General features: G+C 49.4%; 13 protein-coding genes. 1 reads left to right on the top strand and 12 read right to left on the bottom strand.

Annotation, left to right across the window (positions count from 1 at the left end):
* Positions 1-9: 9 nt before the first annotated feature.
* From FA954_RS08805 to FA954_RS08825, 5 genes are all read right to left on the bottom strand, one after another.
* On the bottom strand, positions 10-1,155 hold the full coding sequence (locus tag FA954_RS08805; RefSeq protein WP_037997469.1) for a M20/M25/M40 family metallo-hydrolase: 1,146 nt from the start codon (positions 1,153-1,155) through the stop codon (positions 10-12).
* Between the two features lie 249 nt (positions 1,156-1,404).
* Entirely contained in the window at positions 1,405-2,946 is a 1,542-nt protein-coding gene (locus FA954_RS08810; protein ID WP_037997563.1) for an acyl-CoA carboxylase subunit beta, read from the bottom strand.
* Between the two features lie 12 nt (positions 2,947-2,958).
* Positions 2,959-3,384 (bottom strand): methylmalonyl-CoA epimerase, encoded by a 426-nt coding sequence (gene mce, locus FA954_RS08815; protein ID WP_049719960.1) that lies wholly within the window; start codon positions 3,382-3,384, stop codon positions 2,959-2,961.
* Positions 3,377-3,793 carry a cobalamin B12-binding domain-containing protein gene (locus FA954_RS08820; RefSeq protein WP_197052016.1) on the bottom strand — a complete coding sequence of 139 codons (417 nt, stop codon included), beginning with the start codon at positions 3,791-3,793 and terminating at the stop codon, positions 3,377-3,379. The genes mce and FA954_RS08820 overlap by 8 nt, the downstream gene beginning before the upstream one ends.
* Positions 3,794-3,809: 16 nt before the next feature.
* The gene (locus tag FA954_RS08825; RefSeq protein ID WP_037997464.1) at positions 3,810-5,450 is read right to left on the bottom strand and encodes an acyl-CoA mutase large subunit family protein; all 1,641 of its coding nucleotides are present in this window, start codon (positions 5,448-5,450) and stop codon (positions 3,810-3,812) included.
* Between the two features lie 316 nt (positions 5,451-5,766).
* On the opposite strand from FA954_RS08825, the gene FA954_RS13690 reads away from it, so the two are divergent.
* Complete coding sequence (locus FA954_RS13690; RefSeq protein ID WP_156097763.1) at positions 5,767-5,943, top strand: hypothetical protein; 177 nt, start codon at positions 5,767-5,769, stop codon at positions 5,941-5,943.
* A gap of 97 nt (positions 5,944-6,040) precedes the next feature.
* On the opposite strand, the gene FA954_RS08830 is transcribed toward FA954_RS13690, so the two are convergent.
* Genes FA954_RS08830 through ptb form a run of 7 tightly spaced genes read right to left on the bottom strand, consistent with a single transcriptional unit; the run spans position 6,041 to position 13,975 of the window.
* Positions 6,041-7,339 (bottom strand): dihydrolipoamide acetyltransferase family protein, encoded by a 1,299-nt coding sequence (locus FA954_RS08830; RefSeq protein WP_049719959.1) that lies wholly within the window; start codon positions 7,337-7,339, stop codon positions 6,041-6,043.
* A gap of 24 nt (positions 7,340-7,363) precedes the next feature.
* On the bottom strand, positions 7,364-8,350 hold the full coding sequence (locus FA954_RS08835; protein ID WP_037997460.1) for an alpha-ketoacid dehydrogenase subunit beta: 987 nt from the start codon (positions 8,348-8,350) through the stop codon (positions 7,364-7,366).
* Between the two features lie 20 nt (positions 8,351-8,370).
* On the bottom strand, positions 8,371-9,360 hold the full coding sequence (locus FA954_RS08840; protein WP_037997459.1) for a thiamine pyrophosphate-dependent dehydrogenase E1 component subunit alpha: 990 nt from the start codon (positions 9,358-9,360) through the stop codon (positions 8,371-8,373).
* Between the two features lie 18 nt (positions 9,361-9,378).
* On the bottom strand, positions 9,379-10,806 hold the full coding sequence (gene lpdA / locus FA954_RS08845) for a dihydrolipoyl dehydrogenase (protein WP_138615021.1): 1,428 nt from the start codon (positions 10,804-10,806) through the stop codon (positions 9,379-9,381).
* Positions 10,799-11,911: a butyrate kinase gene (gene buk, locus FA954_RS08850; protein WP_037997558.1), complete on the bottom strand. Its 1,113-nt coding sequence runs from the start codon at positions 11,909-11,911 to the stop codon at positions 10,799-10,801. Before buk ends, lpdA begins: the two co-directional genes overlap by 8 nt.
* Before the next feature lie 35 nt (positions 11,912-11,946).
* The gene (locus tag FA954_RS08855) at positions 11,947-13,047 is read right to left on the bottom strand and encodes a Leu/Phe/Val dehydrogenase (RefSeq protein ID WP_037997456.1); all 1,101 of its coding nucleotides are present in this window, start codon (positions 13,045-13,047) and stop codon (positions 11,947-11,949) included.
* Positions 13,048-13,069: 22 nt separating this feature from the next.
* A complete protein-coding gene (gene ptb, locus FA954_RS08860) occupies positions 13,070-13,975 on the bottom strand; it encodes a phosphate butyryltransferase (RefSeq protein WP_049720040.1) in 906 nt (301 codons plus the stop codon).
* Between the last annotated feature and the right edge of the window lie 23 nt (positions 13,976-13,998).

Here is a 13,998-nt window from a genome sequence, read left to right on the forward strand (position 1 = left end):
CCGGGGTTCTTATGATTGAATACTTTGCGGCACCGGAACTTTGGCGCACTCCTGAACCAATGCCACAACCAGTTCGGCTGCTTTGATCAGTTCCTGAACCGGCATCCGTTCACTGGTTGTATGGATGTTTTCATAACCGATTCCCAGATTCACCGTCGGGATGTTGTATCCGGCGATGACATTGGCATCACTTCCTCCGCCGCTCACATTTAATTTCGGTTTGCGGCCGACCCGTTCCACCGCCGCCATGGCTTTTTGCACGACCAAATCTTCCTCGGTGAATTTAAATGAGGGATAAAGCACGTTCGTTTCGACTTCGGCACGGGCTCCGAGCTCGTCTGCCGCTTCTTTAAATGCTTGGACCATATGCTTGACTTGTGCTTTTAATTTGATTTCATTGCGGCTGCGGGCTTCGGCAATGATCTCCACTTTTTCCGGAACCACATTGCTGGCCGTCCCGCCGTGAAATGAACCGATATTGGCGGTGGTTTCACTGTCGATCCGGCCCAGGCGCATTTTGGAAATGGCCCGGCTGGCCACCTGGATGGCGCTGATCCCGTCTTCCGGATTCACCCCGGCGTGAGCCGCTTTTCCGTAAATCGTCGCAATAATTTTCACTTGGGACGGAGCGGAAGTGATGATTTCGCCCACTGGTCCGTTGGAATCCAAGGCAAAACCGAAATCAGCATCCACCAGACTCAAGTCTAAATGGCGAGAACCGATTAATCCCGATTCTTCACCGGCGGTGATGATAAATTGAATTTTTCCGTGCGGGATTTTTTGTTCCTTCATCAGGCGGATTCCTTCCATCAACGCTGCCAATCCCGCTTTGTCATCGCTTCCCAAAATCGTCGTTCCATCCGATTGGATATATCCATCTTTCATGACGGGCCGGATCCCTTTTCCGGGGGCGACGGTATCCATGTGGCAGGTAAAATAGATTTTCGGTGCATCTTCCAACGTTCCGCCTAACGTTGCCACGATATTTCCGGCACCGTGTCCGGTTTTTTCATAGGAATGATCCTCTTTCACATCAAAACCGAGGTTTGCCAACTTCTCCTTCAATAAATCACAAATGACCCGTTCATCCCCTGTTTCGCTATCCGTTGTGACAAGTTCGATGAATTCATCAATCAGCCGTTGTTGGTTAACCAATGGTAATCCTTCCTCCATTCGATGCAAAAAATTTTTTCTTATTGTAACACCATGATTTAGAATCGGATAACAAAAATTGGTACAAACTTCATTTTTTATACCATATTTTATCATACCACTTTCTTATTTTTTTCACCTCCTTATTCCCCTATCATCCCCTTTTCCCATTTTTTTCATCCGGATCAAAAATATTGCCTCAAGGAAAAAGTGGAAACCCTTTTGGATTCCCACTTTTCGCATCCTTTTCCCTTACAGCGGAATATTCCCGTGCTTTTTGGCCGGGCGGCTTTCTTTTTTGTTTTCCAGCATCTTTAAAGCTTGTTTTAATTTCTGTCTGGTTTCCCGCGGATCGATGACATCATCCACCATGCCGTGGCTGGCCGCGATATAAGGATTGGAAAACTTTTCTTTGTATTCCCGGATTTTTTCCTGCCGGGTTTGTTCCGGATTTTCGCTCTCTTGGATCGTGCGGGAAAAAATAATGTTGGCCGCTCCTTCCGCACCCATGACGGCAATTTCCGCACTCGGCCAAGCAAATACCAGATCCGCGCCGATCGCCTTGCTGTTTAAGGCAACATAAGCCCCTCCGAAAGCTTTGCGCAAAATGACCGTGATTTTGGGGACGGTCGCTTCGGAATAAGCGTATAAAATTTTGGCTCCATGCCGGATAATCCCGCGATGCTCCTGGTTGACCCCCGGGAAAAAGCCGGTCACATCCTCAAAGGTGATGATGGGGATGTTGAAGCTGTCGCAAAAACGGATAAACCGGCTTAACTTATCCGATGAATCGATATCCAGACTGCCTGCCATCACTTTGGGCTGATTTGCGGCAATTCCCACCGTCCGGCCGGCAATCCGGCCGAAACCGACCACCAGGTTGCGCGCGAACGATTCATGGACTTCCATAAAATCCCCGTCATCGACGATGTATTCAATCACTTTCCGGACATCATACACTTTGGTCTCTTCCACCGGGACGATTTCCGCCAGTTCTTCGATCCAGTCATCCTCATCCCGGTACGGAACCACGGGCGGTTTTTCCCGGTAGCTTTGCGGGAGAAACTGCATGAGGCGCCGGACCTGCTCCAAAACCTCCGGCTCGCTCGGCGCGGTAAAATGGGCATTTCCGCTCACACCGGCATGCACTTTTGCCCCGCCCAGTGCTTCCGAACTGATTTTTTCTCTGGTGACGGCTTCAATCACTTTTGGTCCGGTGATAAACATTTGGCTGGTTTTTTCCACCATAAAGACAAAATCAGTGATGGCCGGCGAGTACACGGCCCCTCCGGCGCAAGGACCCATAATGACCGAAATCTGGGGAATCACTCCGGAGTAAATGGAATTGCGATAAAAAATATGGCCGTATCCATCCAGCGAAACCACGCCTTCTTGAATCCGTGCCCCTCCCGAGTCATTCAAGCCGATGACCGGAGCCCCGTTTTTGGCGGCCAAATCCATCAAGCGGGCAATTTTAAGTGCATGCATTTCGCCCAATGCCCCGCCAAACACGGTGAAATCCTGGGCAAAGACATAAACGTCCCGGCCGTGGATTTTTCCGTAACCAGTCACCACCCCCTCCCCCGGAGCTTCTTTTTGATCCATGCCGAAATGCACCGCCCGATGTTCCACAAACGTGTTCAACTCGACAAAACTGTCATCATCCAGCAGCAAATCAATCCGTTCGCGAGCCGTTAATTTCCCCTTGTCATGTTGGGCCCGGATCCTTTTTTCCCCGCCGCCCATTTCAGCTTTGCGGCGCTTTTCATAAAGCTGGTCAATCTTTTGGTACATATTCATGGTGATTTACTCCTCTCTTTCACGAGGTTCACAAAGCTCGTATAATACACCGCCGGTTACTTTCGGATGCAAAAAAGAGATATTCATTTGATGGGCTCCGGGTTTCGGCTGTTCATAAATCAACCGGATCCCTTTCTCTTTTAATTCCGACAGCCGCTGCTTTAAATCACTGACCTCCAGGGCGATGTGATGAATCCCTTCCCCTTTCTTTTGCAAATATTTGCAAATCGCACTGTTCTCAGACAATGGTTCCAATAATTCAATCCTACTTTCTCCGATCTTAAAAAAAGCCACGCGAACCTGCTCGCTGTCCACCACTTCTTCCCCTTCGTATTCCAACCCGAAAACATCCCGGTACAAAGGAACGGCTTCCTTAAGACTGCGAACGGCAATTCCGATGTGGCTGATTTTTTTGGGTTTTCCCTCATTCATGCTGCTGACGCTCCTTTCCGGCAACCAAATTCCGTATATAATCAGCCGTCTGTTTCGTCGGGGTTCCCGGCGTAAACACTTCGGCAATGCCTTGCTGTTTCAAAAACTCCACATCTTTTTGCGGGATCACCCCGCCTGCAATCACCGGAATATCTTCAGCGCCTTGTTCTTTTAACAGGCGCACCACTTCGGGAAACAATTCATTATGAGCCCCCGACAAACAAGACAAGCCGACCACATCCACATCTTCTTGAATCGCTTGGGCAACAATCTGCTCCGGCGTTTGGCGCAAACCGGTATAAATCACTTCCATCCCTTCGTCTCTCAACGCTTGTGCAATAATAAGCGCCCCCCGGTCATGGCCGTCTAACCCGGGTTTTGCGATCAACACACGGATCGTCCGTTTCATTTCGATTTCCCCCTTTTTATCCCGCTCGATATTCACCAAAAACTTCCCGTAACACTTGACAAATCTCGCCGATCGTACAATAAGCTTTGACGGCATTCAGAATATGAGGCATCAGGTTTTCCGTCCCTTGCGCCGCTTTTTTCAAGCGCTTTAACTTTTCCTCCACTTCCGTTGCGTTCCGGTTGGCTTTCAATTCCCTTAATTGTTCCACTTGTTGTTTGGCAATGGCCGGATCCACCCGCAACAATTGCGGTTCGGTCTCTTGTTCCAAACGGTAACGGTTCACACCAACCACCACTTGTTTGCCGGATTCGATTTCTCTTTGGATGGCCAGCGCAGCCCGATGGATTTCTTGCTGCATGTACCCTTCCTCCACGGCGCGGACCGCCCCGCCCATTTCGTCAATTTTTTCAATATAGCGCCAGGCTTCTTTTTCGATTTGGTCAGTTAACGCTTCGATATAATACGATCCTCCGAGCGGATCAACCGTATCGGCAACACCGCTTTCATGCGCAATGATCTGCTGCGTCCGCAAGGCAATTCTTGCCGACTCTTCCGTGGGCAGGGCCAATGCTTCATCCCGGGAGTTGGTGTGTAAACTTTGAGTTCCGCCCAAAACCGCCGCCAAAGCTTGCAAGGTCACCCGCACGATGTTGTTATCCGGTTGTTGGGCCGTCAGCGTGGATCCCCCTGTTTGCGTATGGAAACGCAATTGTAACGAGCGCTCGTTCGACGCGTTGAAACGCTCTTTCATGATTTTGGCCCAAATGCGCCGGGCTGCACGGAATTTGGCGATTTCCTCAAAAAAGTGGTTATGCGCATTGAAAAAAAAGGACAAACGGGGTGCAAACCGATCCACTTCCAAACCCGCTTCCAGTGCGGCTTCCACATAAGCGATGCCGTCGGACAAAGTGAATGCGATCTCCTGAACCGCGGTGGAACCGGCCTCCCGTATGTGGTATCCGCTGATGCTGATGGTGTTCCATTTGGGAACATGTTCCGCACAATACCGGAACACATCCGTAATCAAGCGCATGGACGGCTTCGGTGGGAAGATATAAGTTCCACGGGCAATATATTCTTTCAAAATATCATTTTGAATGGTTCCTCTCAGTTTTTCGGAAGGCACTCCTTGTTTTTCCGCAACGGCAATATACATCGCCAGCAACACACTGGCCGGTGCATTGATGGTCATGGAAGTGCTGACCTGATCCAACGGGATGCCTGCAAACAACCTTTCCATGTCTTTCAGGGAGTCAATGGCCACCCCGACTTTCCCCACTTCCCCCTGCGACATGGCATCATCCGAATCATAGCCAATCTGGGTGGGAAGGTCGAAAGCGACACTGAGTCCGGTTTGTCCCTGTTCCAACAGATAACGAAACCGTTTGTTGGTTTCCCCGGCTGATCCGAAACCGGCATATTGCCGCATAGTCCAAAGCCGGCTGCGATACATGGAGGGATAAATCCCGCGTGTATAAGGATACTCTCCCGGCAATCCCGGGTTTTCCGGTACATCCGCTTCTGTATAGAGGCGTTTCACTTCAATCTCCGAAGATGTATGAAACGTCTCTTTTCTTTCCGGCGTTTTTTGGAGGAGCCGATTGGTTTTTTCTTCCCAAATTTTCAATTTTTCTTGCTCGGATGATTTATTCATTATTGACAGTCTCCTCTCAAGATATGATAAAACGCTTTCACTTCTTAATATAACAAATATTTATCATCTTTGAATGATTTTTTACGATCGGAAAGAACATGGACATTGGTGACAATGTTGGTTACAATGTAACCTGAGGTAAATTATTTTACAATCGGCCTGGGTTCAAGCCATGGTTTACTTCATTGTTACGCTGGTTGCAACTTCCACTTGCACCGGTATGTTTTATTCTGATTTCCATATAATAACGGTTAATGAATCATTCACAGGTTTATACTGAAAACGACTGGAGTTTGAGAAAGTAGGTGGAATGACGATGGATTACTTTATGGTACCGCTTTTGGTCATCATCAGTATTCTTGCCGTACGCGGAGCATGGTACAACAAAAAAACCGGGAACAAACCCGGTTTTGTGATCGGTGGCATCTTTACATTGGGAGTCGTCGGAGTGACATTGCTTGCTTTGTATGATTTCTTTATCGGACTCCAATAAAAGCGGTAACAAGGTTTTCATCGGCCCTGGTGAGAACCTTGTTTTTTTGTTCCATCAAAAAAAGGCACCCGAAAATGGGTGCCTTTTTTGGTCAACGTCAAATTTGCGTGTCGGGGCCATAGGATTCCAAGCGTTCTTTGACGCGATTCAAGAAACGTCCTGCCACCAGGCCGTCGAGAATCCGATGGTCGAGGGACAAGCAAATGTTCATCATGTCCCGGACGGCAATCATGTTGTTATAGATCACCGGTCGCTTCACGATTGCTTCAAAGGACAGGATGGCTGCCTGCGGCGCATTGATGATGGGTTGCGATTGGATCGAACCGAAAGAACCGGTATTGTTCACCGTAAACGTTCCGCCCTGCATGTCGGCCAGTTCCAATTTTCCATTCCGTGTTTTTTCGGCCAAGTTCTGCACGGCTTTAGCCAGTCCCAAAATGCTTTTTTCATCCGCATCATGGATCACCGGTACATACAAGGCATCATCGGTGGCCGTGGCCATCGAAATATTGATGCGTTTCTTCAAGATGATTTTGTCGTCCGCCCAAACCGAATTGAGGATCGGATACTCTTTGAGCGCATCCACAACCGCCTTGATGAAGAAAGGCATAAAGGTCAACTTGACCCCTTCGCGTTTTTGGAAGTCATGTTTGATACGGTTGCGCAATTCCACAAGTCCCGTTACATCCACTTCCATCATGGTCCAGGCATGGGGAGCTTCATGCTTGCTTTGCACCATGCGGTTGGCAATGGTACGGCGCACGCTGGACACAGGAATCTCGGTGTCGCCATTTTCCAGTACAATGCCGGAACCGGATCCCGGTTTGGCAGCGGGTTTGTCTGCCGCGGCTTTGGGTTCGGCCGCTTTTTCCGCAGCCGCCGTGTGAGACGGTTGAGCCGGAGCAGCGGCCCGACCGGTACCTTCTTCAATCGCTTTGAGTACATCTTTCCGGGTGATCCGTCCCCCTTTTCCGGTTCCGGTCAATTGCGTCAAATCGATGTTATTTTCCTGAGCCAGGCGCATGACGGCCGGAGAATAACGGTGTTTGTTGGAATCATCTTTTTGTGCGGCCGGTTTTTGTTCCGGTGCTTTTGCTTCTTCCCGGGCGGGAGCGGAAGCTTCTTCTTTTGCCGGTTCTTCTGTTCCGCCTTCTTCTCCTGCCACTTCGATGCGGCAAATGAGTTGCCCGACTTCAACGGTTTCGCCTTCTTCAGCAATGATTTCCGCCATTTTTCCTTCATAAGTTGACGGAACTTCGGCATTCACTTTGTCTGTGGACACTTCACAAATCGGTTCATATTTGGCTACAGGATCTCCTGGTTTTTTCAGCCATTTTGCAATGGTGCCTTCGGTTACACTTTCCCCGAGCTGAGGCATTAAAATATCGGTCGCCATTTTGGGAAGAACCTCCTCATCTGGTTAGAATTCTGCTAATTCGCGAATGGCATTTGCGATTTTTTCCGGATTCAACATAAACTCTTTTTCAAGCGGCGGGCTGTACGGCATGGCAGGTACATCCGGACCGCAAAGACGTTTGATGGGGGCATCCAATTCAAACAAGGCTTCTTCGGCAATGACCGCAGAAACTTCCCCGGCAAATCCTCCTGTTTTATTATCCTCATGAATCACGATCACTTTTCCCGTCTTTTTCACTGCATCGAGAACCGCTTCTTTATCCAGCGGTACCAATGTGCGCAAATCCAGCACATGGGTGCTGATTCCTTCTTCTTTTTCCAATTTTTCAGCAGCCTGCAAAGCGTAGTGAACCATCAGACCGTAGGTAATCACGGTGACGTCGGATCCTTCCCGCTTCACTTCCGCCTTTCCGATCGGAACGGTATAATCCTCTTCCGGAACTTCTCCTTTAATCAACCGATAACAACGTTTGTGCTCAAAGAACAACACCGGGTCGTCATCGCGGATCGCCGATTTTAATAATCCTTTGACATCATAAGGAGTGGATGGCATCACAATTTTCAATCCGGGAACACCGGTGAACAGCTTTTCCACGCTTTGTGAATGGTACAACGCTCCGTGAACGCCTCCGCCGTACGGTGCACGAATCACCATGGGCACATGCCAGGTGCCGTTGGAGCGATAACGAATCCGTGCCGCTTCACTGACAATTTGGTTATACGCCGGCATGATGAAATCAGCAAATTGGATTTCAGCCACCGGACGCATCCCGTAAGCCGCTGCACCAATACCGACTCCGACAATCGCAGATTCCGTCAGGGGTGTATCCAGCACCCGGTCCGGCCCAAACTGTTCATACAGGCCGTCGGTTGCCCGGAAAACACCGCCGCGCACCCCCACATCTTCTCCAAGCACGAAAACACGTGAATCACGTTCCATTTCTTCCTTCAGTGCTTGTGTCACCGCATCAATATATGAAATGACCGGCATATTCATTCCCTCCTGCTCGATTAGGCATATACATGATCATGAATGGTTTCAGGTTCCGGATAAGGTGCTTTTTCCGCATAATCCGTGGCATCATTGACTTCTTTGGCGATTTGATCCTGAATTTCTTTTTCTTTCTCCTCGGTCAACACACCTTGATCCATCAAGTAATTTTTAAAGACGACCAATGAGTCTTTTTTCTTTGCTTCTTCCACTTCTTCCCGTGCCCGGTAAGTACGGTCATCATCATCACTGGAGTGCGGAACCAAACGGTAGGAAACGGCTTCGATCAAGGTCGGACCTTCTCCCTTCCGGCCACGTTCGGCTGCTTCTTTGACCGCTTTGTAAACTTCAAGTGGATTGTTTCCGTCGACTTTGATGCCGGGGAATCCGTATCCCTCTGCCCGTTTCCATACTTCGCCCCCGGCCACTTGCTTGGAGAGCGGCACGGAAATGGCATATTTATTGTTTTCCACCATAAAGATCACAGGCAGTTTATGAACCCCCGCAAAGTTGCATGCCTCATGCCAATCCCCCTGGTTGCTGGAACCTTCCCCGCAAGTGGTGAGTACCACATGATCTTTGTTTTCCAGTTTACCGGCATAAGCGATTCCCACCGCATGAAGCACCTGGGTCGTCACAGGGCTGGAACCGGTTAAAATGCGGAAACGGTGATCTCCATAGTGTCCGGGCATCTGGCGTCCGCCGCTGTTTGGATCTTCTGCTTTGGCAAAGGCAGACAGCATTTGGTCTCTGGCGGTTTGCCCAAATACCAGCATCATGCCCAAATCACGGTAATAAGGGCAGAGCCAGTCTTTTTCGCGATCCAATGCAAACGTAGCCCCCACCTGGATGGCTTCCTGACCTTGACAAGAGATCACGAAGGGAATTTTACCGGCCCGATTCAAAAGCCACATGCGCTCATCCACTTTGCGCGCCAAAAGCATGTAACGGTACATATCCAACACTTGGTCATCGCTTAATCCCAATTCCCGATGGTTCAATTCGCTCATCAAAAAACGCCCCTTTCGTTAACCATGGATCGGTTTTCCGTCGACAGCCATCGCTGCTTCGGCATAAACCTCGGATAATGTCGGATGCGGGTGAATGGTATGGGCAATTTCCCAAGCCGTTGCATCCAATACTTTCGCCAACCCGGCTTCCGAAATCATATCGGTTGCATGGGGACCGATGATATGCACACCCAGCAAGTCATCGGTTTTCTTGTCAGAAATGATTTTTATGAATCCGTCCATTTCTCCGAATACCAATGATTTTCCGACGGCCCGGAACGGAAACTTGCCGACTTTGACTTCATAGCCTTTCTCTTTGGCCTGCGCCTCTGTCAAACCGATGCTTCCCACTTCCGGACGGCTGTATGTGCATCGCGGAATGGTGAGCGGATCAATCGGATAAACTTCTTTGCCGGCCATGTGTTCCACTGCCAAAATTCCTTCATGCGAAGCCACATGAGCCAATTGATATCCGCCGATGACATCACCGATGGCGTAAATGTGGCTTTCTTCCGTCTGCATGAATTCATTGACTTGAATCACACCTTTTTCCACTTTGATCGAGGTGTTTTGCAAGCCAATGTCATCGATGTTGGCTTCACGCCCGACGGATACAAGGGTGCGGTCGGCCTCCAGTGTTGTCACTTCCCCGCCTTTTTCCACCTGCATGGTCACTTTTCCACCCTGAGCAGTGACAGTTTCCGGCAGCACTTTGGCACCGGTCAGGATTTTTACTTTTCTCTTCTTCAAAAGACGGGCCATCTCCTTACTGACATCCTCATCTTCCAAAGGCAAAATCCGGTCCATATACTCCACAATGGTGACATCCACACCAAAGTCGCTGAGCATGGAAGCCCACTCAACACCGATAACGCCGCCTCCGATGATAATCATGGATTTCGGAAGCTCTTCCATTTGCAAGGCATGATCCGAGTTCATGACAAATTGACCGTCGACTTCAAGCCCCGGCAATGTTCTGGGCCTGGAACCCGTTGCAATCAACACGTTTTTGGGAACCAGCATCGTCGGTTCTTCACTGCTGTCCGCGTGCTCAACGGAAATGGTTCCGGGCATCGGCGAGAAAATGGACGGGCCCAAAATGCGGCCGGTTCCGTAATAAACATCCACTTTATTTTTCTTGAGAAGTCCCTCGACTCCTTTATGCAAGGTATCGACCACTTTTTGTTTTCTTTTTTGCACCCGGTCAAATTCCAGATTGACATCCCCGACGGCGATTCCAAATTCTTCGCTGTTTTTCATATTTTGGTAAAGCTCAGCGCTTCTCAACAAAGTTTTGGTCGGGATGCATCCTTTATTTAAGCAGACGCCTCCCAAGCGTTCCTTTTCGACAACAGCCACTTTCATTCCCAGTTGGGCGGCACGGGCGGCGGCGACATAACCGCCGGGCCCGGCCCCCAATACGACGAGATCATAGTTCTCAGCCATGGACTACCTCGACTCCTTTTTCTATCGGTGGATAATGCTTGGCCTCTTCTTCGCCGCGAACCACACGCAACGTTCCTTCGACCAATGCTTGCAATTCATTTTCTCCAGGGACCACATGCACAGGGGCAATCCACTCCACACGATCTTGGATCATTTTGGTGAAAGATTTCCCGTAGGCCAGACCGCCCGTCAAAATGATGGCATCCACTTGTCCGTTTAACACCGTGGAATAAGCTCCGATTTCTTTGGACACTTGATAAGCCATCGCTTCATAAATCAAAGCTGCCTTTTCATCCCCGTTTTCAATCATCTTTTCTACTTCGCGGGCATCCGTCGTTCCCAGATAACCCATGAGTCCGCCTTTCCCGACAACCATGCGCATAATTTCACTGGCAAAGTATTTGCCGGAAAAACAGAGTGAAATCAAATCGCCAACCGGCACCGTCCCCGCACGTTCGGGCGAAAACGGTCCTTCTCCGTTCAATCCGTTGTTGACATCAATCACCCGGCCTTCCAGATGCGCGCCCACGGTGATGCCGCCTCCCATATGCACAACTATGAAACGGCTTTTTTCATAGGTCATCCCCAATTTTTGGGCAACGCGCCGGGCCACTGCTTTTTGGTTCAAAGCATGGAAAATGCTTCTCCGCTTAATTTCAGGAATCCCGGAAATCCGTGCAACCGGTTGCAATTCATCCACCACCACCGGGTCCACGATGAATGCCGGAATATTCAATTGATCCGCAATTTCTTGGGCAATGATGGCACCCAGGTTGGAAGCATGCGTGCCATATTCCGCTGAACGCAGATCAGCAATCATTTCTTCATTCACTTTGTAAGTTCCGCCCGGAATCGGTCTCAACAACCCTCCGCGTGCGACCACGGCGTCCAGTTTGTTCAAGTTGATCCCTTCGCGATCCAAGGTGTCCAGAATCACCTGTTTGCGAAACGGATATTGGTCAAACATGTCTTTAAACTTTGCTATTTCATTTGGATCATGGCGCAATGTTTCTTCCAAAATCGGTTTTTCGTCCGCAAACACACCGATTTTGGTCGAAGTTGATCCAGGGTTAATTGCCAGAACCCGAATCGGCTCCACCTTCAACACTCCATTCTAATCTGCCTGCAATTTTCCATCCCTTATTTGTTGTTAAAATTGATCAGGTTGCGTTGATCTTGCAAAAATGTGCTTCTTGTTTTGCGCATCATTTCAATCCGTTCTTCCGCCATGCGGTCTGCTGCGAGATAACTCGGAATGCCATCCCGTTTTGCAATCTCAAACACTTTCAGGATATTGTCGTAAATGCCTTCCACTTTTTTCATCGCACGCTCACGGTTGTAACCCAACAATTCGTCGGCGACATTGATCACGCCTCCGGCATTGATGACATAATCCGGCGCATAGACGATTCCTTTTTCTTCAAGCATTTTTCCATGGCGCTCTTCTTTCAGCTGATTGTTTGCCGAACCGGCCACCACTTTGCATTTCAAGCGTTCAATGGTTTCGTCATTAATGATCGCCCCGAGCGCACAAGGAGCAAAAATGTCGCATTCCACATCATAGATTTTGTCCGGATGAACAAATTCGGCACCAAATTCTTGCACGGCACGGTCTGCATTTTCTTTGTTGATGTCGGTCACAATCAATTTGGCCCCTTCATTATGCAAGTGCTTACATAATTCGTAAGCAACATGTCCCACTCCTTGAACAGCCACCACTTTGCCTTCGAGTGAGTCATCGCCGAAAGCTTCTTTTGCAGCCGCTTTCATTCCACGGTATACGCCGTAAGCGGTCACCGGTGAGGGGTTGCCGCTGGAACCGAAAGCGGGCGACACGCCTGTCACGTAACGGGTTTCCTCATGAATGATATCCATGTCTTCCACGGTGGTTCCCACATCTTCCGCCGTGATGTACCGTCCGTTCAAACCTTGAATAAAGCGTCCCAAGGCACGGAACATGGCTTCGTTTTTGTCTTTTCTCGGATCGCCGATGATCACCGTTTTTCCGCCGCCGAGATTTAAGCCGGCAGCCGCATTTTTGTAAGTCATCCCTCTTCCCAAGCGCAGCGCATCCTCAATGGCTTCCTCTTCCGAAGCATAAGTCCACATGCGCATACCACCCAGAGCCGGCCCCAGGGTGGTATCATGGATACAAATGATGGCTTTGAGACCGGACTCTTTATCTTGGCACATGACGAGTTGTTCATAATCATATTTTTCCATGTAATCGAAGATTTTCATCTTTCATTCCTCCTCAATCAGATCATTGGGCAGCTGCCTGCAACACGGCAAGCGCAATCGAATACAATTTGGATTCCGGCGAGTCCGCACGGGAAGTCAATACCACCGGGGCGGCAGCTCCCAAAACAACGGCACCGATTTTACTGTTGGCAAAATACACCATGGACTTGTAAAGCATGTTTCCTGCCTCAATGTCCGGCACCAACAAAACATCCGCACGTCCTGCAACCGGACTGTCAATTCCTTTATGTTCCGCTGCTCTCACGGACACTGCATTGTCCAAAGCAAACGGCCCGTCAACCAAAGCACCTTTAATTTGGCCCCGGCGGTTCATTTGTGCGAGCGCGGCAGCATGAAGCGTCGCATCCATATTGGGATTCACCACTTCCACTGCACCCAGGACCGCAACTTTCGGTTCGGTATTTCCGAGTGTGTGACAGTACCGGATCACATTTTGGGCAATTTGGGTTTTTTCTTTCAGATCCGGAGCCACATTCAATGCCGGGTCGGTGACATGAATCAAGTGATCATATCCCGGAACTTCAAACGTGGCCACATGGCTCAATACGGCGCCGGTCCTCAAGCCTTTTTCTTTATTTAAGACGGCCCGCAAAAAGTCAGCCGTTTGAACCATCCCTTTCATCACCACATCGGCTTGTTGGTCACGAACGGCGGATACTGCCATTTTTGAAGCTTGTGCGGGGGAATCCGCATGAATGATTTGCCCGTCTTTGATATCAAGACCGATTTCTCGGCTGATCTCCCGGATCTTGGCTTCGTCCCCAAACAACAGGAAATCGGCAATTCCATGTTGCATGGCATCACGAACAGCCTCCAACACATCCTGATCATCGGCTGCTGCGACAGCAACCTTGACCGAAGGCAAAGATTCTGCTTTTTTTAGTATTTCTTCAAAGGATCTTAACATACTTAACACCTCTTCATTCCGGC

The organism is Thermoactinomyces vulgaris (assembly GCF_005886755.1).
Taxonomy (GTDB): domain Bacteria; phylum Bacillota; class Bacilli; order Thermoactinomycetales; family Thermoactinomycetaceae; genus Thermoactinomyces; species Thermoactinomyces vulgaris.